This window comes from Azospirillum canadense (assembly GCF_025961225.1).
Classification (GTDB): domain Bacteria; phylum Pseudomonadota; class Alphaproteobacteria; order Azospirillales; family Azospirillaceae; genus Azospirillum; species Azospirillum canadense.
In genome coordinates this window covers 1,945,001-1,968,508 of record NZ_JAOQNG010000010.1, presented here as the reverse complement: position 1 = coordinate 1,968,508, position 23,508 = coordinate 1,945,001, and the positions used below count along the sequence as shown (strand labels likewise).

General features: G+C 67.2%; 15 protein-coding genes and 1 rRNA gene (1 of these 16 running past the window's edge). 14 read left to right on the top strand and 2 right to left on the bottom strand.

The window, feature by feature from the left end:
• Nucleotides 1-151 precede the first annotated feature (151 nt).
• From M2351_RS44735 to M2351_RS44725, 3 genes are all read left to right on the top strand, one after another.
• Nucleotides 152-1,417: an endo-1,4-beta-xylanase gene (locus M2351_RS44735; protein WP_264662377.1), complete on the top strand. Its 1,266-nt coding sequence runs from the start codon at nucleotides 152-154 to the stop codon at nucleotides 1,415-1,417.
• A gap of 137 nt (nucleotides 1,418-1,554) precedes the next feature.
• Nucleotides 1,555-2,493 (top strand): class I SAM-dependent methyltransferase, encoded by a 939-nt coding sequence (locus M2351_RS44730; protein ID WP_264662376.1) that lies wholly within the window; start codon nucleotides 1,555-1,557, stop codon nucleotides 2,491-2,493.
• A 198-nt stretch (nucleotides 2,494-2,691) separates the two neighbouring features.
• Nucleotides 2,692-5,220 carry a cellulase family glycosylhydrolase gene (locus tag M2351_RS44725; protein WP_264662375.1) on the top strand — a complete coding sequence of 843 codons (2,529 nt, stop codon included), beginning with the start codon at nucleotides 2,692-2,694 and terminating at the stop codon, nucleotides 5,218-5,220.
• Between the two features lie 82 nt (nucleotides 5,221-5,302).
• Here the strand turns inward: M2351_RS44725 and M2351_RS44720 are convergent, their stop codons facing one another.
• Nucleotides 5,303-6,784, bottom strand: coding sequence for a lipopolysaccharide biosynthesis protein (locus M2351_RS44720; protein WP_264662374.1), 1,482 nt, complete (start codon nucleotides 6,782-6,784; stop codon nucleotides 5,303-5,305).
• 805 nt (nucleotides 6,785-7,589) lie between these two features.
• On the opposite strand from M2351_RS44720, the gene M2351_RS44715 reads away from it, so the two are divergent.
• The 11 genes from M2351_RS44715 to M2351_RS44665 all read left to right on the top strand — a co-directional run bounded on the left by M2351_RS44715 (nucleotide 7,590) and on the right by M2351_RS44665 (nucleotide 22,072).
• The gene (locus M2351_RS44715; protein WP_264662373.1) at nucleotides 7,590-9,035 is read left to right on the top strand and encodes a sugar transferase; all 1,446 of its coding nucleotides are present in this window, start codon (nucleotides 7,590-7,592) and stop codon (nucleotides 9,033-9,035) included.
• 290 nt (nucleotides 9,036-9,325) lie between these two features.
• Nucleotides 9,326-10,660 carry an O-antigen ligase family protein gene (locus M2351_RS44710; RefSeq protein ID WP_264662372.1) on the top strand — a complete coding sequence of 445 codons (1,335 nt, stop codon included), beginning with the start codon at nucleotides 9,326-9,328 and terminating at the stop codon, nucleotides 10,658-10,660.
• A 60-nt stretch (nucleotides 10,661-10,720) separates the two neighbouring features.
• Entirely contained in the window at nucleotides 10,721-11,653 is a 933-nt protein-coding gene (locus tag M2351_RS44705) for a glycosyltransferase family 2 protein (RefSeq protein WP_264662371.1), read from the top strand.
• A 14-nt stretch (nucleotides 11,654-11,667) separates the two neighbouring features.
• Entirely contained in the window at nucleotides 11,668-12,852 is a 1,185-nt protein-coding gene (locus tag M2351_RS44700) for a glycosyltransferase family 4 protein (protein WP_264662370.1), read from the top strand.
• Between the two features lie 237 nt (nucleotides 12,853-13,089).
• Nucleotides 13,090-14,241 (top strand): glycosyltransferase family 4 protein, encoded by a 1,152-nt coding sequence (locus M2351_RS44695; RefSeq protein WP_264662369.1) that lies wholly within the window; start codon nucleotides 13,090-13,092, stop codon nucleotides 14,239-14,241.
• Between the two features lie 31 nt (nucleotides 14,242-14,272).
• Nucleotides 14,273-15,187, top strand: coding sequence for a polysaccharide deacetylase family protein (locus M2351_RS44690; protein ID WP_264662368.1), 915 nt, complete (start codon nucleotides 14,273-14,275; stop codon nucleotides 15,185-15,187).
• Between the two features lie 711 nt (nucleotides 15,188-15,898).
• Nucleotides 15,899-16,192, top strand: a complete 294-nt coding sequence (locus M2351_RS44685) for an acyl carrier protein (protein WP_209771524.1) — start codon at nucleotides 15,899-15,901, stop codon at nucleotides 16,190-16,192.
• 58 nt (nucleotides 16,193-16,250) lie between these two features.
• Nucleotides 16,251-17,807, top strand: coding sequence for a class I adenylate-forming enzyme family protein (locus tag M2351_RS44680; RefSeq protein WP_264662367.1), 1,557 nt, complete (start codon nucleotides 16,251-16,253; stop codon nucleotides 17,805-17,807).
• A 54-nt stretch (nucleotides 17,808-17,861) separates the two neighbouring features.
• The gene (asnB, locus tag M2351_RS44675; RefSeq protein ID WP_264662366.1) at nucleotides 17,862-19,877 is read left to right on the top strand and encodes an asparagine synthase (glutamine-hydrolyzing); all 2,016 of its coding nucleotides are present in this window, start codon (nucleotides 17,862-17,864) and stop codon (nucleotides 19,875-19,877) included.
• A gap of 69 nt (nucleotides 19,878-19,946) precedes the next feature.
• Nucleotides 19,947-20,969 carry an NAD(+) synthase gene (gene nadE, locus M2351_RS44670; RefSeq protein WP_264662365.1) on the top strand — a complete coding sequence of 341 codons (1,023 nt, stop codon included), beginning with the start codon at nucleotides 19,947-19,949 and terminating at the stop codon, nucleotides 20,967-20,969.
• Nucleotides 20,966-22,072 carry a GNAT family N-acetyltransferase gene (locus tag M2351_RS44665; protein WP_264662364.1) on the top strand — a complete coding sequence of 369 codons (1,107 nt, stop codon included), beginning with the start codon at nucleotides 20,966-20,968 and terminating at the stop codon, nucleotides 22,070-22,072. The genes nadE and M2351_RS44665 overlap by 4 nt, the downstream gene beginning before the upstream one ends.
• Before the next feature lie 149 nt (nucleotides 22,073-22,221).
• Here the strand turns inward: M2351_RS44665 and M2351_RS44660 are convergent.
• Nucleotides 22,222-23,508 (bottom strand): 23S ribosomal RNA (locus M2351_RS44660) (it continues 1,459 nt past the right edge of the window).

Below are 23,508 nucleotides of genomic sequence, written 5' to 3'. Positions count from 1 at the left end.
GGAGAGGGGTGGGGGGTGGGGGCGGCCGCAAGGCCGGATCAGCACTGCAATGTGACTGACTTTCCGCCCTTCGGGCGCCCCCTCACCCTAACCCTCTCCCCAGGGGGGAGAGGGAATTTTTGTTTCTCCACAACCACGAGGCCCGACGCCCATGGCCCAGACCTCGCCGAAGCGTTTCCCATCCCTGTCGCTGTCCCGCCGCGACGCGCTGCGCGCCGTGGCCGCGGCGGCCGTGCTGGCCAGTTGCAAGGCCACCACCGACCCGTCGGTCGCCGAGGCCGCCTCCACCACAGCTGCTCCCCGCGCGGTCCCCGACGTGACCCTGCGCGACGCCTGCCGCGCCGCCGGCATCAAGCATGGTGCGGCCCGCGACCACTACATCGAGCCGGAAGACCCCATGCTCGACCGGCTGATGGAGCGGGAGTGCGACGTCGTCACGCCGGAGAACGGCGGGAAATGGGCGGTTTTCCAGCCTCAGGAAGGCCAGTTTGACTGGGCCCGCTTCGACGCCTCCGTGGAGTTGGCCAAGCGCATCGGCGCCCAGCCGAACTGGCATTGCGCCCTGTGGCAGCACATGGGCATGCCCGACTACATGAAGCTGCCGCAGCGGCGGATGGCCGAGCTGGGCATCGGGGAGAAGGCCTACTTCTCGGCCGAAGGCACGCTGTCGCCCGACAATTACTGGCAGCGCTTCACCGAGATGGTCGCCGCCGTGAAGAACCGGTACGGCGACATCTTCTACCGCATCGATGTCGTCAACGAGGTCTTCTTCTGGGAGACGGAGCGCAGCCATCCCCAGGAGCAGGACCGCTACGGCTTCCGACGCGGCCAGTGGTGGGTGGTGGCCGGCGGGGCGACCAAGGGGCCGGAGTGGATGGACCCCTTCTTCCACCACATCCGCAAGGAATTCCCCTCCGCCAAGCTGGTGCTGAACGAGTTCGGGATCGAGATCGACGAGGGCTGGCAGCAGCGCAAGCGCGCCTATCTCCAGACTTGGCTGACCGACGCGGTGAAGCGCGGCGTTCCGATCGACGGGCTGGGGCTGCAAAGCCATCTGATGGCCGGCAAGCCCTACGACCGCGACGGCATGCGCAAATTCCTGCGCGCGGTGGATCGGCTGGGCCTGCCCGTCCACATCACCGAATTCGACGTGGATGAGCGCCACCTGCCGCGCAGCTGGTCCCGCGCGGAGAAGGACCGCGCCATGGCCTTCCTCGCCGCCCAGTATGTCGGCGACATCGCCGGCAACGCCAAGCTGGTGGAACTGGTCTGGTGGCACCTGCGATCCGACATGAACTACATCGCGCGGGAGTATCCGGAGCTGCACCCGCATCCGTCGCCCTATGACGAGGCGTCCCGTCCGCTGCCGATCTACGAAGCCACCGTGCAAGCCTTGCGAAATCGGAACAGGGCCTAGCGGCTGGAGGTACCCCCGGTTGACGCGCTACTCCGACCGATTGCCCATCCGGCATCCCCGTCCGCGCGCGCAAGAAGCGATCATCGACCGGGTAATATCGAGATCGAAATGGCGTACCCCTGCACGAGGGCTCCACCGTGGAACGTACGACAACGAATGATCTGGTCGCACGCTACAAGCGCAAGTTCGGCCTGTCGCCGAGCTATCCCCTGAGCGAGGCGATGGTGCTCCAGCACTGGAACCTGGAGCGCCAGCTGGCGCGCGAGCTGCTCGACTCCCGCCGGGAGGAGCGCTGGTCCATCTTCGAGCGGGCCTACACCGCGCTGTACAAGAGCTGCCCCTGGCTGAACGACGCGGTGGACATCTCCGTCCACGACGACCGGCTCGATTTCGGCCACTTCCTGACCCTTCTGAAGGGCGCCAAGGACGTCTACGAAGTCGGGTCGGGCAAGGCCCGGCTGCTCGGCTTCCTGGCGCGCCACGGCTATTCCTGCGTCGCCACCGAGATCACGCGGGAGCGCGGCGAGCGCTGGACCGACGAACGCGCCAACGTGACCTGGCGCTGCTGCGACGGCGTCAATCTCGCGGAATTCGAACCACGCGACCGGTACGACGCGGTCGTCTCCACCCACGTCATCGAGCATTTTCACCCGGACGACGTGGCGACGCACCTGAAGAACGTGCACGCCATCCTGCGGCCGGGCGGGCGCTACGTGCTCAGCATGCCGCACAAGCACGCGGGACCGATGGATCTGTCGGAGGTGTTCGGGCTGGACGAACCCGTCTGCATGCATCTGCGCGAGTACACCTGGGCGGAGACGGAACGGGCGCTGTTTGATGCCGGCTTCACGGGCATGAAGGCCGTCTACATCGCCCCGCTCGCCTTGCGGCGACGCCTTCCCATCCACTTCTCCGGACGCCTCTACCTCGCCTATGTCAAGGCCGTCGAAGCCATGATGGGGGCGATGCCATTAACCATGCGGCGCAAGCTCAGTGCGCTCGGACAGCTGTACCTGTTCCGGCCGGAGGTGTTCATGGTCGCGCACAAGCCGGCGGACGCAAAATCCCCGGCCTAAAATTGTAACAGGTTCAGAGGTTTGTGGGCGCGAGGCCTCACTGTTGCGCGAGCAACGCAGTAAAGTGGGATTCTCGCGTCCCTTTCTTTTCACACCTTATAGTGGCTTTTGAGCCGCATTTCGCTAAAATTTGAAATACCTCGTTAACCATTCTGGACGAACCTGGGCTCTACCGAAAACGGAGAGAGGTTTCTTCCAATGGCAACGACCACCACGAGCCTCGTCGACACGACCTTCGTCGTCAACGCCTCGGGGCAGGCTGCCGGCGGGATCTGGCCGCAGCTGAAGCTGCGCTTGGATGGCGTCGATATCGGCCAGGCAACGGTCAGCTCGACCAGCACCGGCCGGTACACCTTTACGGCCAAGGTCGCTCCGGACCAGGCCCACAAGGTCCAGATTGTCTATGACAACGACGGGTTCGTGAACGGTCAGGACCGCAACCTGATCGTCAAGTCGCTTGAGGTCAACGGCAAGACCGTCAACTCCACCAACTCGCTGGTCACCTACGACAAGGGCGCCTTGGACGGCGCCGACGTCGTCCCCGGCCAGGAAGGCATGTGGTGGGACGGCGCGTTGAACTTCGCGCTGACCAAGGACTACTTCCCGGTCACCACCCCGACGGCGCCGGCGGGCAACGCTCAGATCGTCCTGAACGTTCAGGGCAACGCCGCGGGCGGCACCAACGCGCACTTCAACCTGCTGATCGACGGCAAGAAGGTCGGTGAGGGCACTGCCGGCGCCACCGCCAAGGATTTCGCCTTCGCCACGAACGTGACGCAGGATCAGGCGCACAAGATCCAGATCCAGTACGACAACGACGCGACGGTGAACGGCGTCGACCGCAACCTGATGGTCAACAAAATCACCATCAACGGCCATGCCGTGAATCCGACCGACAGCAATGTCACCTACGACAAGGGCGCGCTGGACGGTCAGGACGTGGTGAAGGGTCAGTCCGGGATGTGGTGGAACGGCACCCTGCAGGTTGCCGCCGACAAGTCCTGGTTCCCGGGCTCCACGACCACGCCGACGACGCCGACCACCCCGACGAGCCCGACCCCGACGAAGCCGTCGATCACGGTCAGCGACGTGTCGGTCACCGAGCCGACGGGCAGCACCACGACCAACGGCATCGCCAGCGGTCCGCTGCACACCCAGGGCGGCCAGATCATCGACAGCGCCGGCCACGCCGTGAAGCTGACGGGCGTCAACTGGTTCGGCGCCGAGGGCTACGCCTTCGTCCCGCAGGGCCTGTGGCTCGACAGCTACCAGCACCACATGGACAACATGAAGTCGCTGGGCTTCAACACGATCCGCCTGCCCTGGTCGGACGCCATGCTGGACGGCGGCGGGCGCATGCCGACGGGCATCGACTACAACCTGAACCCCGATCTGAAGGGCCTGAACTCCCTGCAGGTGTTCGACAAGATTATCCAGTATGCCGACAAGACCGGCATGAAGATCATCCTCGACCACCACCGCTCGGACGACGGCGCCTCGGCCAACGAGAACGGCCTGTGGTACACCTCGTCGCATCCCGAGTCGACGATGATCGCCAACTGGAAGATGCTGGCGGCCCGCTACGCCAACAACCCGTCGGTGGTCGCCGCCGACCTGCACAACGAGCCGCACGGCCAGGCCACCTGGGGGTCGGGCAACCAGTCCACCGATTGGGCCGCCGCTGCGGAGCGCATCGGCAACGCCATCCAGTCGGTCAACAACAAGTGGCTGATGATCGTCGAGGGTGTTGAGCAGTACAACGGCAACACCTACTGGTGGGGCGGCAACCTGGACGGCGAGAAGGTCCGCGAGGTCAACTTCAACACGCCGGACAAGCTGGTCTACTCGGTCCACGACTATCCGCCGTCGATGGCCGGCTTCGGCTGGTTCAACGACAGCAGCTACCCGAACAACATGGCCGCCAAGTGGACCTCCGCCTGGGGCCGCCTGATCCAGAACGACCAGCACCCGGTCCTGGTCGGCGAGTTCGGCACGCGCCTGGACCAGTACAAGGACCAGCAGTGGCTGCCCAAGCTCGTCCAGTACATGGACGGCGACTGGAACACCGACGGCAAGATCGACCTGGCCGCCGGCAAGGAAGGGGCGAGCTGGACCTACTGGGCCTGGAGCCCGGGTTCGGGCGACACCGGCGGCATCCTGAACGATGACTACTCGGTGAACTGGAACAAGGTGAACATCCTGAAGCCGGCGATGTACAGCGGTTCCAGCAGCGCGCCGACCACCGCCGACGCGGTCTTCACCGTGAAGCTGTCGCAGGCCTACAGCCAGGCGGTCACCGTGGACTACGCCACGGCGGACGGCACGGCCAAGGCCGGTTCCGACTACACCGCGGCCAGCGGCAAGCTGACCTTCGCCGCCGGCGAAACCAGCAAGACCGTCACCGTCAAGGTGCTGAGCGACACCGTGACCGAGGGGTCCGAGACCTTCAACCTGAAGCTCTCCAACGCCACCCAGGCCACGATCGCCGACGCCACCGGCGTTGGCACGATCAACCCGCCGGGCACCGCCCAGGCCCTGTCGGCCGACGTCGACGTGCTGAACCACACGGTGACGCAGCAGGCCACGGCGACCGTCCAGTCGGTCGACGTCGTTCCGGCCAGCTCCCAGACCCAGGCCGCGTCGGATCTGGCCCACCTGGCCACGCTGACCGACCACATCGACCACACGGTGAGCCCGTACGCTCACTTCATGACCGACGGCGCCTGATCGGCCCATTGGTTCACGAGCAAGGGTAAAAACTCGGGCCGGCAGCGCACGCTGCCGGCCCTTCTTCTGTATCAGTACGCGGTCAGGAGGCTGAGGGCGCCCGGCGCATGCCACCGGCCAGCAGCTTGCCCAGCATCGCCCGGCCATCGGCGCCCAGGCCGGGGCCGAACACGGCCACCGCCAGAAAGACCAGGGTCAGACCGACCTTCTCGGCCGTGAAAGCCGGGTCCACCGCGTCCCCGAACAGGAACCAGCCCACGCTGTAGGCCGCCGCGGCCGGCACCAGGATCCAGCCGATTCGCACCGCGTTCAGCGGGATCTCGTCGCGGCACAGCCGGCGGCGCACCGTTTCGGTCAGCAGGATCTGGAACACCTCGCGCCCCAGGTTGGCCAGCGCCGCGCCCAGCAGGCCCCACTTCCACACCAGCCCTACGGCCAGCGCGGTCCCGACCGTCAGGCTCGCCGCAGAAATCCACGGCAGGACGCCCACCCGCTTGGCCTTCAGGATCGCCACCTCCGGGTTCATGCGCACCCCGTGCAGCACATAGGCCATCACCAGGAAGGGCATGCAGGGCAGCACCGGCGTGTAGTCGTGCGACGCGATCAGCCACAGGATCTCCGGCGCGGTCAGCGCCAGCCCCAGCCCGGCCCCGGTCAGCAGCACGACGAACAGGTGGAAGACGAAGTTCGCCTGGCCGTGGTCGGACGCCCCGTGCTGCGCCTCCAGCCGGCTGACCGACCAGATCTGCAGGAAGGAGGCGGTCAGGAACATGAAGAGGATCTGCGACAGCCGCATGCCGAAGGCGAACAGGCCGACCGCCGCGGTGGACAGCAGGATGTTCAGCAGCCAGCGCGAGACGAAGTTGTTGGCGATGTCCAGCAGCGACTGCGGCGCGTAGGGCATGCCCAGCGCCGCGACCCGGCGCAGGATCGGGAAGGAGAAGGCAACCCCGCTGTCCTTCAGGATCATCACCATCAGGAGGGCGCCGAGCGCCGCGAAGGACGCGCCGTTGGCCAGGAAGATGCCGGTGACGCCCAGGTCCAGGCCCCACAGGAACACCACGTTGAAGCCGAGCAGGGCGACGACCTTCACCAGCGAGACGGTGAGGCACAGGCCGGAACGCTTGCGCGCCCGGTAATAGGCGAGCGCCAGCTCGAACAGGGTGGTCAGTGCGACGCTGCCCAGCGCCACGGCCATCACCAGCGCGTGTTCGGCCGACCCGAACATCGCCCAGCTCGCCGCGGCGCCGGCCGGCCAGGCGAGGCCCAGCATCGCCACCGCGGCGCCGACCAGGGCCAGCAGGCAGGTGCTGATCACCCGGCGGCGGCCCTCCTCGTCGGGATGTTCGAAATAGACCGCGGTGAAGGCGTTGTTCATGCCGATCATCAGCATGACGGCCAGCAGGTCGCTGACCACCACGACCAGAGCGTAGACCCCGAATTCGGATGGGGACAGCAGCTTCGTGTAGAGGGGCAGCAGAAGGAGACCGGCCGCCCGGTTCACCACGTTGGCCAGCATGAACATCCAGCCGTGTTTCAAGATCGTCGCTGCTTCGGACGCCATCAGGAACTCCGCAAAGGCAACGCACGGCAACACCGGACACCGGCCCGGCCGCCGAACGCACACGGAATGATTGGAACGGGGTGGAGCGGTGTCAATTTCGCCTTGGGACCGCAGCCGGCTCTTCGGTCGTACACGCGACGGCTTATGCCATTCCCAGCGCCAGCCCGCGTCCCTGTGCCCTCCGCCCGCGCAGCGCCCGGCCTTCGGGCGGAAGCACCGCATCCCGATGACGTTGCCGGCCAGCCGGAAGCCCTTCAACGGTGCTTTGGAGCCGCACCGTCATCCGGAATCGTTTGCCTACAGTCATTCGGGATACGCCGCGTCAAGTGCCCGTCCAAGCGGGGTGCCAGACCTGCGCAGGGGTCCACCTTTCGCCACCGTATCCCGCCACTGGAGATCGGGAACTCTACCCCTCTACCCCCAATTTGCGGTGATTTTTAGATAATCCGGGCCGGAATCCCTCGCGGCACCCTCCAAACGCGTTAGGCACAACTGGAACGGTCAGCCATTTGGATTCGCTTTAATATTCGATTCTCGGATCCGATCGAAACCGGGCGGTATTCCTCCGGCCCAACGGACCCACTTGTGATTTGTTGATAAACGGCAGCCTTTATCCTAATTCGTGACCAACAACGAGCGGCCCTGACCTCTGATCACCTAGGGAGCCACGCTGTTAATATTTGTGTGTCGATCAGAACACAGGCCGCCTCAAAGACAATGCTGATGAGACGACATCTCCTGCCGCAGAGCGTTAGCTCAGGCGCGAGATGGATGGCATTCCATTTCAAACATAATGGAACCTGCGATGAGCAAACTGGACCCTGAAGCGGTCATCAATCTGGCTCCTGCCAAAAAGACGGCCATGCCCATGCTGGGCCCCGGCCTTCTGCTGGCGCTGTCCGACGGTTTCGTGCTGACCCTGCTCGGCTGGGCCCTCCTCCAGCTGTTCGGGCACGACACCCTGTCCATGGAGGCGGACCTGTCGCAGCGGGCGCTGGTCACGGGGTTGATGCTGGTGCCTTTGGTCAAATCGGTGTTCGGAATCTATTCGTTGGGTCGTTTTGACTATCTGGAGCGGACCCGCCGCACCTTTCAGGCGGCGTTGCTGTCCGGGGCCGTGTTGGCGGTTCCCTTTGTGGTGATGGACGGGTTCCGGTCCTTCTTCGTGGAGTCCCTGTCGGTCGCGCTGATCGGCTTCGTGGTTACCTACGCCGCCGACCTGCTGGTGGTGCACGGCCTGATGGCGAGCGCGCTGAACTGGCGCACGCCGGTGGTCATCGTCGGCGCCGGTCCGCAGGGCGCTGCGATCGCCGAGAAGTTGCAGCGCCTGCCCTGGCTCGGCATGCGCCCGGTCTGCTTCTTCGACGACGACGACAGCCTGTGGCAGACCCGCGTCGCCAACCTGCCGGTGGTCGGCCCGACGGAACTTCTCGTCACGTCGCCGGCCTATGCGCAGCAGGCCCAGGCGGCGATCGTCGCGGACATCAGCCGCCACCGCAAGGAATTGACCGAGCTGGTCGGCAAGCTGCCCTTCAAGCAGGTCTACTGCCTGCTGGGCGAGGGCAACGTCAGCGCCGTGGACGCGACCTACCACAATCTGCACGGTTCGCTGGCGCTGCGCGTCTCGGTCCGTCCGCCGACCGGCTACCTGCGCATCCGTCGCTTCCTGGACGTGGTGCTGGCCTCCCTCCTGCTCGTCGCGGTCGCCCCGCTGATGCTGGCCATCGCCGTGGCGATCAAGCTGGACAGCCCGGGCCCGGTGATGTTCCGCCAGCAGCGCTGGGCCGGCGGCAAGCAGACCTTCGACCTGCTGAAGTTCCGCTCCATGCACGTCAACGCGGAGGAGCATCTCCAGCGCCTTCTGGAGAGCGACGCGAAGATCCGCGAAGAGTACATGACCTACCACAAGCTGACGGTCGACCCGCGCATCACCCCCTTCGGCCGCTTCCTGCGCAAGACCTCGCTCGACGAGCTGCCGCAGCTGTGGAACATCCTTATGGGCGACATGAGCCTGATCGGCCCGCGCGCCTACATGCCGAAGGAACTGCCGGAGGTCGGCGTGTCGGCGGACGTCATCGGCACCGTCCGTCCCGGACTGACCGGCTACTGGCAGGTGTCGGGGCGCCACCGCACCACCTTCCAGGAACGCGTCTCGATGGACGTCTTCTACGTCCGCAACTGCGGCCTGCTGTTCGACTTCTACATCCTCTGCAAGACCGCCATCATGGTCCTGAAGGGCGACGGGTCATAACCCTGCCGCATCGCGAAGCCCCCTCTTCCCCCGTGGGAGAGGGGGCTTCGCGCGTCTGCGCGGCGGGCTTCGGCGGCCCCGGATTGCAGGGCCGGGACAGCCCAGAACGCGCAAGGACGGATACTCTCCACGGCGCGGGGTACTCCGGTCGGTCGGAGCCTCCTTCGGCCTAACGCCTCCGCTCGGCTATCGGGGCGGGCATCGGGGAGACATCTTCTGACCACGAAGCAAGGTGCGTCCGCCGGGCGTTCCATGCCTATCGCAGCCCTTTCACCCGGAACAGCGGCCCCATGAAAGTCCTCGAAGTTCTGGAAAAGAGCATCACCGTCTTCTGCATCGTCTCCTTCGGCGGTTCGGTCCTTCCGGCACTGCTGACCGGCGGGGGCAGCACCGACCCGGATGCCCCCGGCGCGGTGTTCTGGTTCACGGCGGTCTATGTGCTCATCCTGGCGCTGATCGGTTCGCGCCCCCGCCTGGCGTTCCGAATCCCGACGGGCAGCCCGGCCTTGTCCCTGGTCGTCGTGCTCGCCTTCGTGTCGGCGCTGTGGTCGATCTACCCCGACGTGACGCTGCGCCGGTCGATCGCCTTCCTGTTCACCACCGTCTTCGGCATCTACCTGGCCCTGCGCTACAGCTTCCCGGAGATCATGCGGCTGCTGGTGACCGGGCTGACGATCCTGATGTTCCTGTCCTTCGCCGCGGTCTTCGCGATGCCCGACGTCGGCCTCGACCACGAGCAGCATGTCGGCGCCTGGAAGGGCGTCTTCTGGCAGAAGAACGTCACCGGCCGCATGATGGTCTGGCTGGTTCTGTGCCTGCTCTGGCTGGACTGGCAGCGCGAGGGCAAGCGCTGGATCGTGCGCCCGCTGCTGGCGCTGGCGCTGCTGCTGATCGTGATGAGCCGGTCGGGCACGGGCCTCGTCACCTCCTTCCTGGTGGCCGGCCTGCTGTTCTCCAGCGGCCTGGTGCGCGGGAGCATCCGCAGCTTCGCCCCGACCTTCGCCTTCCTGCTGCTTCTGGCCGTCGTCGGCCTGACCAGCGGCACGACCTTCTGGCACGACATCCTGTACGGGCTGGGCCGCGACCCGACCCTGACCGGCCGCACGGTGCTGTGGGAACACACGCTGATGTCGATCCAGGACCGCTTCGTGCTGGGATGGGGCTATGCGGCCTACTGGTACGGTGCCTATGGGCCGGGCAGCGCCTTCACCCACGATTGGGGCATCAACTCCGCCCACAACGGCTGGATCGAGGCCTGGCTGGACCTCGGCCTGCCGGGCGTCGCCCTGGTGATCTTCCTGCTCGGCCGCATGCTGTTCCAGGGTTTCGCCGCGATCCGCTACAGCGTCAACAAGGCCGAGCCCGCCTGGATCTTCACCGTGGGCTGCGCGTTGCTGCTGATCTCGATCTCCGAGAGCGTGTTCCTGGAGCGCCACTCCCTGAACTGGATCGTGCTGGTCGTCGGCGTGACGCGGCTGGTCCAGCGCCGCCGCTGGGCGCGGCTCCAGGCCCGCATGCAAGCCCAGGCGGCGCGTCCGGCCTTCGCCAGCTCCTCCCCCTACGGGACGTCCTACGGCGCGCCGCCCGCCGCGGCGGCTTGGACCGGGTCCAGACGCCCCAGCTGACGGCGTGCAGCCGCCCAGCCGTTTCCGCCCTGAATTTCCGTCGCGACTGAAGGTTTTGTCATGACGTCCTCGCAAGAGATGGTCACCGTCGTCATCCCGACGCGAAACCGGCCCGATATGGTGACGCGGGCTGTCGAGAGCGCCCTGGCGCAGACCTACGAAGCCCTGGAGGTGATCGTCATCATCGACGGTCCCGACCCGGAAACCGAATCGCGGCTCGGCACGATCGCCGATCCGCGCCTCGTCGTCATCCCGCTCCAGAAGAACCGCGGCGCCGCCGGCGCCCGCAACCTGGGCGTCGAGCGCGCCAAGGGCACCTGGATCGCGTTCCTGGACGACGACGACGAATGGATGCGGGAGAAGGTCGCCGCGCAGATGGCCGCCCGCCCGCCCGGCGTCCGCTACCCGATCATGAGCTGCCGCTGCAAGGTCGTCACGGCCCGCGGCGACTTCGAATGGCCGCGCCGTCTGTGCACGCCGCGCGACGCGATCGGCGACTACCTGTTCGTCCGCCACGGCCTGTTCAAGGGCGAGACCTTCGCCCCGACCACGACGCTGCTGGCGCCCAAAGAACTGCTGCTGCGCCAACCGATCCCGAAGTCGGCCTTCGACGACTGGGAATGGCTGATCGCCTGCGGCCGGATCCATGCCTGCGTGCTGGTCACCATCCCGGACGTGATGGCGATCCACTACACGGAAACCGACCGCATCACCCTGTCCACCTGCCACAACATCGACATGGCCCTGGGCTGGGCGGAGTCGATGCGGCCGATGCTGTCGCCGCGCGCCTACGCCAGCCTGCTCCTGCAGGCGACCGGCGGCGAGCAGGCCGCGCGCACGGCCACCGTGCGCCGGCGCATCCTGCGCGCCGCGCTCCGCGACGGGGCGCCGACCCCGATGGCGCTGGCCACCTTCCTGATGCATTCGCTGATGCCGGTCGGCCTGCGCCGACGGCTCCGCCAAGCGATCTACTCCGCTCCCGGCGCCGCTTGAGGATGAAGGATCCCATGCGCAAGAAACGGTCATCTGCGTGCGTCGTCTTCGCCACGCCCGGAGCCCTGGACGGCGGAGGGGGCATCGGGCGCATGACGGGGTACATCGTCGACTGCTTCCGGCGGTCGCCGTCGGCGCCTGAAACGGTCGTGCTGGACACCCGCGGCGACGGCAGCGCAGCCGCCTCCCCGGTCTACCTCATGCGCACGCTGGCCCGCCTGGCGAGCCTGCTGGCGCGCAGAAAGGCCTCGGTCATCCACATCAACGTGTCGGAGAACGGCAGCTTCTGGCGCAAGGCGGCGGTCCAGCTGACCGCCGACCTGTTCTCCTGCCCGACGGTGGTCCATCTCCACGGCGCCACCTTCATGGAGTATTTCAACAAGGGCCCGGCGGCCCGCGCCATCTCCCGCTGGCTGTTCGGCCGCTGCGGGCTGGCCATCGTCCTTGGGGAGAGCTGGCGGACCTTCCTGGTGCAGTCGGTGGGGACCGACCCGCACAAGGTGCGCGTCCTCTACAACGCGGTCCCGGACATCGGTGCCGATCTCCCCCCGCGCGAGGCGCCGCCGGAGGGGGCGGTCCTGTCGCTCCTGGTGCTCGCCAACCTGTCCGAGCGCAAGGGCATCGGCACGATGCTGCGCGCCTGCCGCCTGTTGAAGGACGAGGGCCTTCGGTTCCGCGTCACCATCGGCGGCGGCGGCGACGTGGACGGCTACCGCCGCATGGCGGAGGAGCTGGGCATCGCGGGAGAGTGCGATTTCCGCGGCTGGGTCTCGCGGGAGGAGGCACACGCCCACATCCGGTCGCACGACATCCTGCTGCTGCCCTCCACCCACGAGGGCCTGCCGATGGTGATCCTGGAAGCCCTGTCGGCCGGCCTGCCGGTCATCACCACGCCCGTCGGATCGATCCCGGAGGTGCTGACGGATGGAGAGACCGCCCGCATCATTCCGGTCAACGAACCCGGCGCGCTGGCGCAGGCCGTCACCGACCTCGCCCGCCATCCGGCGCTCTACGCCCGGCTGTCGGCGGAGGGGCGGCGGCTGTTCCTCGAACGGTTCGTGATCGACGCCTACAGCCGGTCCCTGCAGGAGCTGTACTCGGAGTTGGACAGCGCCGACGCCGTCCGGCTTCCGCAGCGCACACCCCTCCCGGACACCACGGCGCCAAAGCCGTCACTGCCGCGCGCAGGACGTCAATAGCCACATCCATAAACCAGAAAGATTAACCCAAAAAATCTTGACCTACCTTCTCGAACGAACGCTCGCTTCGATTGTCTTTCGAGCAGCAACCTTTGACCAAAGCGTACTACACCAGCGACATTGCCGCGGATTTTACTGCAGCATAGTGTGACAAAGCGCTGGTCCATTCGGTCAAGAGGGGTCGCTGCGCCACAATCGGTGCGGTTCGACGGGCAGGGTACAAGACCAGGAGCGGAGATGATCTACATCGTTTCACCCGGCGGCACCCGCGAAAAGGGCGGCATGGGTCGGATCGTCGACAATTTCACGACCGATCTGCGGCAGAACAGCCCGGAGCTGCGCTTCGAGGTGATCGACAGCTACGGCCCGAACGGCAAATTCCATTTGATGCCTTTCTATTTCGCCGCGGCCTTCCTGCGCCTTCTGGTCTGCTTCGCGCTGGGCCGGGGTCAGCTGATCCACATCCATATGGCGGAATACGGCAGCGTCCTGCGCAAGGGGCTGTTCATCGGCCTCGCCTCCCTGTTCCATGTGCCGGTCATCCTGCACCTGCACGGCGGCCGTTTCCCCAAGCATTACGAGGACGCCGGCCCGGCCGCCCGCTGGGCGATCCGGCAGATGTTCGCGATGACCAGCGAGATCGTCGTGCTGGGCGAATACTGGCGCAACTGGGTGGTCGACACCTTCGGCCCCGCGGCGCGGCGTGTCACGCTGCTGCACAACGCGGTGCCGGGCCCCGATGTCGTCCCGGAACGGCCGGACGAGGATCCGGTCCGCCTGCTGTTCCTCGGGCGGCTGATCAAGCTGAAGGGCATCGACGTCCTGCTGGACGCGCTGGCTTCCGACGTCTGCCGCGGCAAGCCCTGGCATCTGACCATCGCCGGCGACGGCGACCTGGAAACCTACCGGGCGCAGGCCAAGGCGCTGGGCATCGAGGACCGCATCCGCTTCACCGGCTGGCTCGACCAGCAGGGTTGCCGACGCGAGCTGATCGCTGCCCACGTCCTGGTGCAGCCCTCGATGTTCGAAGGCCTGCCCATGTCGGTTCTGGAAGCTATGGCCAACGGCCTGACCATCGTCGCGACCCCGGTCGGCAGCGTCGGCGACGCCATCGCCGACGGCGAGACCGGCCTGCTCGTGCCGGCGGGCGACCGCCTGGCGTTGGCCGAGGCGCTGGCCCGCGTCATCGACCAGCCGGACCTGCGCCGGCAGCTCGGCCACGGCGCCCGCGCCCGCTTCGAGCGGCAGTTCGACATCGCCGTCTATCGCGAACGCATCATCGAAATTTACCGTCGCAACGCCCGCGCCTGGCTGGTTGACCCGATGCCGTCGGCGCGCGCCGCGGGGACCGGGGCGTCCATCCGCACGCGCAGCGCGCGCTCCGGCTGATCCTCGGCGGACCCTTCAGAAGGAAAGAGCCATGTCGAAACAAGCCCTCGCCGCCGGGATCCTGCGCTGGACAGGGTTCGGCGCCATGCAGCGCCTTCTGTTCGCCCGCCGCCGGGTCAGCATCGTCGTCTACCACGATCCCGAGCCGGAGACCCTGCGCGAGCATCTCGCCTGGTATGCCAAGCGCTACAGCTTCACCACGCTGGACGCGGTCGCCAACGCCCTGGAGACGGGGCGTTGGGGCGACCTGCCGCCCTACCCGCTGGTGGTCACCTTCGACGACGGCCACAAGGAGAACGCCAAGCTCGCCCCGATTTTCCGCGAGTTCGGCGTGCGGCCGACCGTCTACCTGTGCAGCCAGGTCGTTGGCACCACCCGCCCCTACTGGTGGAAGACGCCAGCCGCCGACAGCATCGGTGTGGAGTCCCTGAAGCGCGTTCCCGACGGGGAGCGGCGCCGGCGCCTGGCCGAGGCCGGCAACGACCCGGACCGCGAGACCGACAGCCGCCAATCCCTGACCTGGGACGAGGTGTTGCGCCTGCGCGACGTGGTCGACTATGGCGCCCACACCCGCACCCACCCGATCCTGCTGCAGTGCGATGACCACCGCGTCACCGACGAGATCGCGCTCTGCAAGGCCGAACTGGAGGAGGCGCTGGGCGAGCCCTGCCGCCACTTCGCCTTCCCCAACGGCGACTTCAGCGACCGCGAGGTCGACATCATCCGCCGGGCCGGCTACCGCACCGCGCGCACCATCGATCCGGGCTGGAACGGCCCGAACGCCGATCCGCTGCGGCTGAAGGCGGTCCCGGTGTCCGACGACGCGTCCGTGGACTGGCTGGCCGTCCAAGTGACCGGCCTGACCGCCTGGCTGCGCAAGCGCAAGGGCGGCGCCGACCCCATGGCCCCGGCCGCGTCGCACGGGCAACCCGTCCCGGCGGCGTGAGTCTCCGATCAATGCGTGGTCCGTAGACGCCCGTTGTGCAGCGATGCACAGCGGGCCTTGCCCTGTGCGGCCGGCTTCGGTCACTGAATGAAACATCGTGAAACACTCGATGGCGACGTGTCTCACGGCCGGCGAGCGGTGAGGCTTCGCGGGCCTGGGGGCCTGCGGGCGCACCACGGGCGCTGTCGGATCGATTCTATCCCGCCACCATGAACAAAGCAAAATCATGGGCGTCGCAAAAGGTCATTGAAGACGCCCAGCTCCGCCGCGCCGAGAGAACGCCAGCGCTGCCCATCACCCACGGCCATCACCCACGGCCTATGACCCGCTTTGGCAACGGGCTTCCCTTCGGCGAAGCTCGCAAGCTCAGCCTAGGCCGCCCGCCCGATCCTGATGGGTGATGGTATGACATAGTATTCCTCTTGAAAATGCAATGCCTCTGAGTGGCTAACCACTGTCTTCACCGGGCAACCATCCTTTGCCCTCTCGAAAACGCCGATCCCGGATGCAATAAAGAGTGACGTGCTCAGCGTTGTTACCGCCAGCCCACTGCAAGGAATGGACAATTCGCTGCCCAATCATTCCCGGACGAAGCGGTAGCAAAGAAACGGTCAAAGAGCGCTTCCGGATTACGACGACAGAAGGCCCAGCGCCCTGTCACCGTCTGTCGGCCAAGGATTGATGAACAAACCCACAGGAGTTGCCAACGACATGCGGACCGCCATCACCACCGAGACGACCCTGAGCGCCCCCGTCCTGCCGGAGATCCGCGCCTTCATCGTGGAGAATTTCCTGCTCGGGAACGACTCCGGCTTCGACAACACGGAGTCCCTGCTGGAGTCGGGCATCATCGACTCCACCGGGATCATGCACGTGGTCGCTTTCCTCGAAGAGCACTTCGGCATCGTCGTCGATGACGAGGACATGGTGGCCGACAACCTGGAATCGGTCGCCCGCATCTCCGACTACGTCCAGCGCAAGCAGGCGCTGAAGACCGCGGCCTGAACAGCCACGGGATCGGGACACGGGGACGCAACACAGGGACGAGACACGGGGACGAGTCATGGCCCACCTGCTTCATCACTATCTGAGTGAGACGGCGGCACGGACGCCGCGGCACCCGGCGCTGGTGGCGGGGGAGGCCAGCGTCGGCTTTGCCGAGCTGGACCGCCTCAGCGACGCCGTAGCCCGCGCGCTCCAGTCCGCCGGCGTGGTCCGCGGCGACCGCGTCGCGGTCATGCTGGAGAACTCCATCGAGTATGTCGCCGCCTTGTTCGGCGCGCTCAAGGCCGGTGCCGTCTACGTCCCCGTCAACCCCTCCACCAAGGCCGACAAGCTCGCCTACATCCTCACCGACGCCGACGTCCGCGTCCTCGTCGCCCCGGCGGCGCTGGCCCGCCAGGTCGTCCCGGCGCTGGGCGAAGCCCCGCACCTCGCCGCCACCCTCTGGGTCGGCCCGGCCGTTCCGGCCGGCGCCGAAGGCTTGGGGCCGCGCAGCCTCTGCTGGGCCGACGTCGCCGCCGGCCCGCACCGCGCCCCCGCCGACCCGGGCCTGATCGACCAGGACTTGGCCGCCATCCTCTACACCTCCGGCACGACCGGCCGGCCCAAGGGCGTCATGCTCAGCCACGCCAGCCTGGTCAGCACCACTTGGTCGATCTCCACCTACCTCGCCAACACCCCCGACGACGTCGTCTTCTGCCTGCTGCCGCTGACCTTCGGCTACGGCCTTTCCCAGGTCCTCACCGGCGCGCGGGTCGGCTTCACCGTCGTGCTGGAGCGCTCCTTCGCCTTCCCCGCCGACACGCTGGCCCGCATGGTCCGGCACCGCATCACCGGCCTGCCCGGCGTGCCCACCGTCTTCTCCACCCTGCTCGGGCTCGACGCCTTCAAGGGCGCCGACCTGTCCAGCTTGCGCTACCTGACCAACGCCGCCGCCCCGCTGCCCACCGCCCACATCCAGCGTCTGCGCGAACGTTTCCCCGACGCCGCCTTCCATTCCATGTACGGCATGACCGAGTGCTGCACCCGCATCTGCACGCTCGACCCCCGCGACCTCGCCGCCAAGGCCGCCTCGGTCGGCCGCGCCATTCCCAACTGCGAGGCCTACGTCGTCGACGAGCAGGGCCACCGCGCCGCCCCCGGCGTGGTGGGGGAGCTGGTGGTGCGCGGCGCCAACGTCATGCGCGGCTACTGGAACCGCCCCGACGAGACGGCCAAGCGCCTGCGCAGCGGCCCGCTCGGCGAGACGCTGCTGCACACCGGCGACCTGTTCACCTGCGACGCCGACGGTTTCCTCTACTTCGTCAGTCGCAAGGACGACGTCTTCAAGTGCCGCGGCGAGAAGGTCAGCCCCAAGGAGGTCGAGAACGCGCTGTACGAGCTGGAGGCGGTGGCCGAGGCGGTGGTGGTCGGCGTGCCCGACCCGGCCGACGGCATGGCGGTGAAGGCCTACGTCGTACCGCGCGAGGGGGCCACCCTGTCGGAGGCGCAGATACGCCAGCACTGCCGCGGCCGGCTGGAGAGCCATCTGGTGCCCAAGTTCGTCGAGTTGCGCGACGCGCTGCCCAAGACCGACTCCGGCAAGATCAAGCGCGCCGTGCTGGCGGAAACCGCGTAGGCCGAGACCGCCTGACCCGACCTCAACGCCACCCCGCTTTAGGAGATTGACCCCATGTGTGGTGTCGCCGGTGTTCTCGCCGGGCCGCGCGCCGCGCCGGCCGACCTGGACGAGCTGAAGCGCATGATCGCCATGCTCGGCCATCGCGGCCCGGACGGCTACGGCTTCTACCGCGACGGCCGGATCGGGTTGGCGCACGCGCGCCTGAGCATCGTCGGCCTGGCCGGCGGCTTCCAGCCCATCCACAACGAGGACCGCACGCTGTGGATCTCGTTCAACGGCGAGATCTTCAACCACGTCGAGCTGCGCGCCGAGCTGGAGGCCCGCGGCCACCGCTTCTACACCCAGACCGACACCGAAGTCGTCGTCCACGCCTTCGAAGAGTACGGCCCCGCCGCCTGGGCGAAGCTGAACGGCCAGTTCGCCGTCTGCCTGTGGGACACGGTCAAGCGCGAGCTGTGGCTGGTGCGCGACCGGCTCGGCATCCTGCCGTTGTTCTACGCTCGCGTCGGCGACCACCTCGCCTTCGCTTCGGAGGCCAAGGCTCTGTTCGGCGGCGGCCGCGTCGAGCCGCGCTTCGACGCCGCCCGGCTGGCCCAGGTCTTCACCCACTGGAGCGTGGCGCCGCAGGGCAGCGTCTTCGCCGGCGTGCAGGCCGTGCCGCCGGCCACGGCCATCCGCGTGGATGCCGACCTGCGCCTGCACGAGGACCGCTACTGGGAGCCGGACCTGTCCGGCGACCCGGCCCTGTCCAACATCTCGCTGGATGAGGCGGCCGACCGGCTGGAGGAGAAGCTGACCGACGCCATCCGGCTGCGCCTGCGCGCCGACGTGCCGGTGGGCGTCTACATCAGCGGCGGACTGGACAGCTCGGTCATTGCGGCGCTGGCCCGCAAGCTCGACACCACGCACATGCACAGCTTCGGCGTGCGCTTCGCCGACGCCGCCTTCGACGAGACGGCCCAGCAACGGCTGGTTGCCGGCCATGTCGGGACCGAGCACCACGACATCCTGTGCGGGGCGGAGGACATCCAGGCAGCCCTGCCCGACGTGGTCTGGCACGGCGAGGCGCCGCTGGTGCGCACCGCCCCGGCCCCGCTGTTCCTGCTCTCCCGCCTGGTGCAGGAGACCGGTATCCGCGTCGTGCTGTCGGGCGAGGGTGCGGACGAGTGGCTGGCTGGCTACGACATTTTCAAGGAGGACAAGGTCCGCCGTTTCTGGGCGCGCCAGCCGGACAGCACCGCCCGCCCGAAGCTGCTCAGCCGCATCCACCCCTTCGCCGCGGTGAACGGCCAGAAGGACAGCCCGCTGTGGCAGGCCTTCTGGAAGCGCGGCATGACGGAAACCGACGACCCCTTCTACGCCCACCGCATCCGCTGGACCAACACCGCCTGGACGCAGCGCCTGCTGGCGCCCGACGTGCGGGCTACGGCCAACGCGGCGGCGTTCGACGCAGCGGTGGCCGCCCAGCTGCCGGACGGCTGGTCGCGCTGGAGCGCGCTGGCCCGCACGCAGTGGGTGGAGATGGCCGCCTTCATGACACCCTACCTGCTGGCCGGCCAGGGCGACCGCGTCGCCATGGCGCACAGCATCGAGGTGCGCTACCCGTTCCTCGATCCCGGGGTCGACGACCTGTGCGCCGCCCTGCCCGACCGGGTGAAGATGCTGGGCCTGCGCGACAAGCTGGCCCTGCGCCGGCTGGCCGCCCGCCTGCTGCCGGCGGAGATCGGCGCCCGGCCCAAGCGCCCCTACCGGGCGCCGATGACCACGGCGCTGTTCGGCGCCCAGGCGCCGGGCTACGTCCACGACCTGCTGTCGCAAGAATCGCTGGCCCGCTACGGGCTGGTCGACGCCGCCGGAGTTGCGGCGCTGGCCGGCAAGGCCCACCGCCAGGACGGCCGCATGGCCGGGGAGCGCGAGGAGATGGCGCTGGTCGGCGTGCTGACCCTGCAGATGCTCGCCCGCGCCACGCTGGACGAACTGCCGGCCCAAGCGGCGGCGGCGCGCGCGAAGCTCGACACTACCCCCATCCACATACTCGAAGAGCATTGCGAGGTCGGGGCCGCCTGACCGCGCCCCCTTTTCGATACCCCCTATCCACACGATCCAACACACACTCGAACCGGGATAACCGACGCCATGCTGAAGGCCCTTTCCTCCTTCGACGCCACCGCCCTCTCGCTGGACTGCGCGGCGGCGGCGCGCGAGATCGAACAGTTCATCCAGCGCACGGTTGCCCACGACCTGAAGCGCCAGGGCATCGTGCTCGGCGTGTCGGGCGGCATCGACAGCTCGGTGTGCGCGGCGCTGGCCGTGCGCGCGCTGGGACCGGATCGCGTGCTGGCCATCCTGATGCCGGAGAAGGAGTCCTCGCCCGACAGCACGCGGCGCGGCCGGCTGCTGTGCGAAAGCCTGGGCATCGAGCCGATCATGGAGAACATCACCGCGCCGCTGACCGCTCTGGGCTGCTACGAGCGGCGCGACAGCGCGATCCGGCGGCTCTTCCCGGAATACGGGCCGGGCTGGAAGCAGAAGATCGGGCTGGCCGCCGGCCTGCTCGACGCCGACCGGGTGAACTACTTCACGATGACCGTGCAGTCGCCCGAAGGCGAGATGCAGACGAGCCGGATGCCGGTGGACGTGTACCTGTCGGTGGTGGCGGCGACGAACCTGAAGCAGCGCGTGCGCAAGACGATGGAATACACGCACGCCGACCGGCTGAACTACGCGGTGCTGGGCACGCCGAACCGTCTGGAGTACGAGCTGGGCTTCTTCGTGCGCGGCGGCGATGGTCTGGCCGACCTGAAGCCGATCGCGCACCTGTTCAAGTCGCAGGTCTACCAGATGGCGGCGTGGCTGGGTCTGCCGGAAGACATCCAGGGCCAGGCGCCGAGCACGGACACCTACACTCTGCCACAGTCGCAGGAGGAGTTCTACTACGCCATCCCCTACGACAAGCTGGACCTGGCGCTGTGCGCCTTCGGCCGCGGCGTGTCGGCGGAGGAGGCGGCCGAGGCGCTGAACCTGTCGGCGGAGCAGGTGCGCCGCGTCTACAAGGACATCGTTCTGAAGCGCCGCACGTCGGGCCGCATCCTGCGCAACGCCGCGCTCGTCCAGCCCGCCATTGCCAAGTTCGTCGAGGTTGACGGGAGCGACGCATGACCGTGATGGCATGGACCCAGCGGGGGGTCGCGCGTTACGAGCCCTGCGATCGTCCAGCGCTGGAGGCGTTCCAACGGGACAGCTTCGGCACCGACGCGATCCAGCTCGACGAGGCGCACTTCCACTGGCTGTTCGAGGAACCGCCGGAGCGGGATCCCGACGGGATGCAGCTCTGGGTCTGCAAGCGCAACGGAGGGATCGTCGGCCAGCAGGCCGGCATCCCCTTCGCGCTGAAAGTCGGCGAGCGCGTGCGCCGCGCCTCCTGGGCGATCGACCTGATGGTCGCCCCGGAATGGCGGCTGCGCGGGGTTGGGCCCGGCCTGTCGGAGTCCCACGCGGCGGCCAGCGAAGCGGCCATCTCGCTGTCCATGACCGACGCCGCCTACAAGTCCTACAAGCGCGCGGGCTGGCTCGACCTCGGCAACGTGCCGACCTACCTGCGCGTCCTCGACCCGCCGCGCTGCCTGCGCGTCAGCCCTTACGACGGCGGGTTGGCGCGGATGGCCGCGAGGCTGGGCAAGCCGGCGCTCACCGGCGCCTCGCTGGCCTGCCACGCCGCGGCGCGTGCCTTCGGTGGCCGCTTGGTGGAGGTCGACCATTTCGACCCGCGCGTCGACGATCTGTGGGCTGCGACGGCCCCGCAGCACACCTGCATCGCGCGGCGCGACTGGGCTTTCCTGAATTGGCGCTTCGACAGCGCCCCGACCGCGCAGCGGCACCGCCGCTTCTACGTCATGCGGCGCGACACGGTGATGGCCTACGTCGTGTTGCGGGTCGACCGCTGGCGTGGGGAAACCGTCGGCGTCGTCTGCGACTACCTCGCCCGGCCGGGCTGGCTGATGCCGGCCTTCGCCCTTCTGGTCGAAAAGGTCCGGCGCGAGCGGATGGCCGCCTTGCTCTGCCGCACCCTGAACCCGCTCGCCGCGCGGCCGCTGTCGATGATGGGCTTCCTGTGTTTGAAGAACGGGCTGCGCCAGCCGACCCGGATGATGGCCAGGGCCGCCGCCGACCGGGCCGACCTGGCGCCGCTGCTCGGCGATCCGCGCAACTGGTTCGTCACCGCGGCCGACAGCGACATGGGGTTCAAGGGGTTAGGTGAGTAACGGAACTGAATGCGAAAGGGGCGTCCGCATTGCGGACGCCCTTTTCGTATGGTCGTTCATAAGGTCGAGATAAGCGGGATGCATGTTCCGGCGCATGAGCGGCTTGCCGCTGCACACGACGTTCGGTTTTGCGCGCCGTTCCCGGCGCGAGGATCAAGCCGATCGAGCGATTAGTAAGGCTCAGCTTCGGGCGTTGCCGCCCGTCCACATGCCTCCTATCGACGTGATGGTCTGTCACGGCTCTCAAGGGAGTTCTGGTTTAGAGGTGGGTTTCCCGCTTAGATGCTTTCAGCGGTTATCCCGTCCATACTTAGCCACCCGGCGATGCGACTGGCGTCACAACCGGTCCACCAGAGGTATGTCCATCCCGGTCCTCTCGTACTAGGGACAGATCCTCGCAAAACTCCGACACCCACGGCAGATAGGGACCGAACTGTCTCACGACGTTCTAAACCCAGCTCACGTACCACTTTAATCGGCGAACAGCCGAACCCTTGGGACCTGCTCCAGCCCCAGGATGTGATGAGCCGACATCGAGGTGCCAAACGACTCCGTCGATATGGACTCTTGGGAGTCATCAGCCTGTTATCCCCGGCGTACCTTTTATCCGTTGAGCGATGGCCCGTCCACGTGGGACCACCGGATCACTATGGCCGACTTTCGTCTCTGCTCGACTTGTCGGTCTCGCAGTCAGGCTGGCTTATGCCATTGCACTCGTCGAGCGATTTCCGACCGCTCTGAGCCAACCATCGCGCGCCTCCGTTACACTTTGGGAGGCGACCGCCCCAGTCAAACTACCCGCCATGCAGGGTCCCGAACCCGGATCACGGGTTGCGGTTAGATGCCAGAGACCTCAAGGGTGGTATTTCAAGGATGGCTCCACCCGAGCTGGCGCCCGGGCTTCCTAGCCTCCCACCTATCCTACACATGAGATCCCTAGCACCACTGCAAAGCTGTAGTAAAGGTGCACGGGGTCTTTCCGTCTGACCGCGGGTACTCCGCATCTTCACGGAGAGTTCAATTTCGCTGAGTTGGTGTTGGAGACAGCGGGGAAGTCGTTACGCCATTCGTGCAGGTCGGAACTTACCCGACAAGGAATTTCGCTACCTTAGGACCGTTATAGTTACGGCCGCCGTTTACCGGGGCTTCAATTCGGAGCGTGAACCCCTCCTCTTAACCTTCCGGCACCGGGCAGGCGTCAGACCCTATACGTCGCCTTGTGTGGCTTCGCAGAGCCCTGTGTTTTTAGTAAACAGTCGCTACCCCCTGGTCTGTGCCCCCCGCCCGCGCTTGCGCACGAACGGGGCCCTCTTCTTCCGAAGTTACGAGGGCAATTTGCCGAGTTCCTTCAACACCATTCTCTCAAGCGCCTGGGTATGCTCTACCAGTCCACCTGTGTCGGTTTCGGGTACGGTCTCATGCGGGGGCTATTTCCT

Excerpts from the sequence above, each read along its gene's own strand:
- M2351_RS44735 (WP_264662377.1), top strand. The coding sequence starts at position 152 with ATGGCCCAGACCTCGCCGAAGCGTTTCCCATCCCTGTCGCTGTCCCGC.
- M2351_RS44725 (WP_264662375.1), top strand. The coding sequence starts at position 2,692 with ATGGCAACGACCACCACGAGCCTCGTCGACACGACCTTCGTCGTCAAC.
- M2351_RS44720 (WP_264662374.1), bottom strand. The coding sequence starts at position 6,784 with ATGGCGTCCGAAGCAGCGACGATCTTGAAACACGGCTGGATGTTCATG.
- M2351_RS44715 (WP_264662373.1), top strand. The coding sequence starts at position 7,590 with ATGAGCAAACTGGACCCTGAAGCGGTCATCAATCTGGCTCCTGCCAAA.
- M2351_RS44710 (WP_264662372.1), top strand. The coding sequence starts at position 9,326 with ATGAAAGTCCTCGAAGTTCTGGAAAAGAGCATCACCGTCTTCTGCATC.
- M2351_RS44705 (WP_264662371.1), top strand. The coding sequence starts at position 10,721 with ATGACGTCCTCGCAAGAGATGGTCACCGTCGTCATCCCGACGCGAAAC.
- M2351_RS44700 (WP_264662370.1), top strand. The coding sequence starts at position 11,668 with ATGCGCAAGAAACGGTCATCTGCGTGCGTCGTCTTCGCCACGCCCGGA.
- M2351_RS44695 (WP_264662369.1), top strand. The coding sequence starts at position 13,090 with ATGATCTACATCGTTTCACCCGGCGGCACCCGCGAAAAGGGCGGCATG.
- M2351_RS44690 (WP_264662368.1), top strand. The coding sequence starts at position 14,273 with ATGTCGAAACAAGCCCTCGCCGCCGGGATCCTGCGCTGGACAGGGTTC.
- M2351_RS44685 (WP_209771524.1), top strand. The coding sequence starts at position 15,899 with ATGCGGACCGCCATCACCACCGAGACGACCCTGAGCGCCCCCGTCCTG.
- M2351_RS44680 (WP_264662367.1), top strand. The coding sequence starts at position 16,251 with ATGGCCCACCTGCTTCATCACTATCTGAGTGAGACGGCGGCACGGACG.
- asnB (WP_264662366.1), top strand. The coding sequence starts at position 17,862 with ATGTGTGGTGTCGCCGGTGTTCTCGCCGGGCCGCGCGCCGCGCCGGCC.
- nadE (WP_264662365.1), top strand. The coding sequence starts at position 19,947 with ATGCTGAAGGCCCTTTCCTCCTTCGACGCCACCGCCCTCTCGCTGGAC.
- M2351_RS44665 (WP_264662364.1), top strand. The coding sequence starts at position 20,966 with ATGACCGTGATGGCATGGACCCAGCGGGGGGTCGCGCGTTACGAGCCC.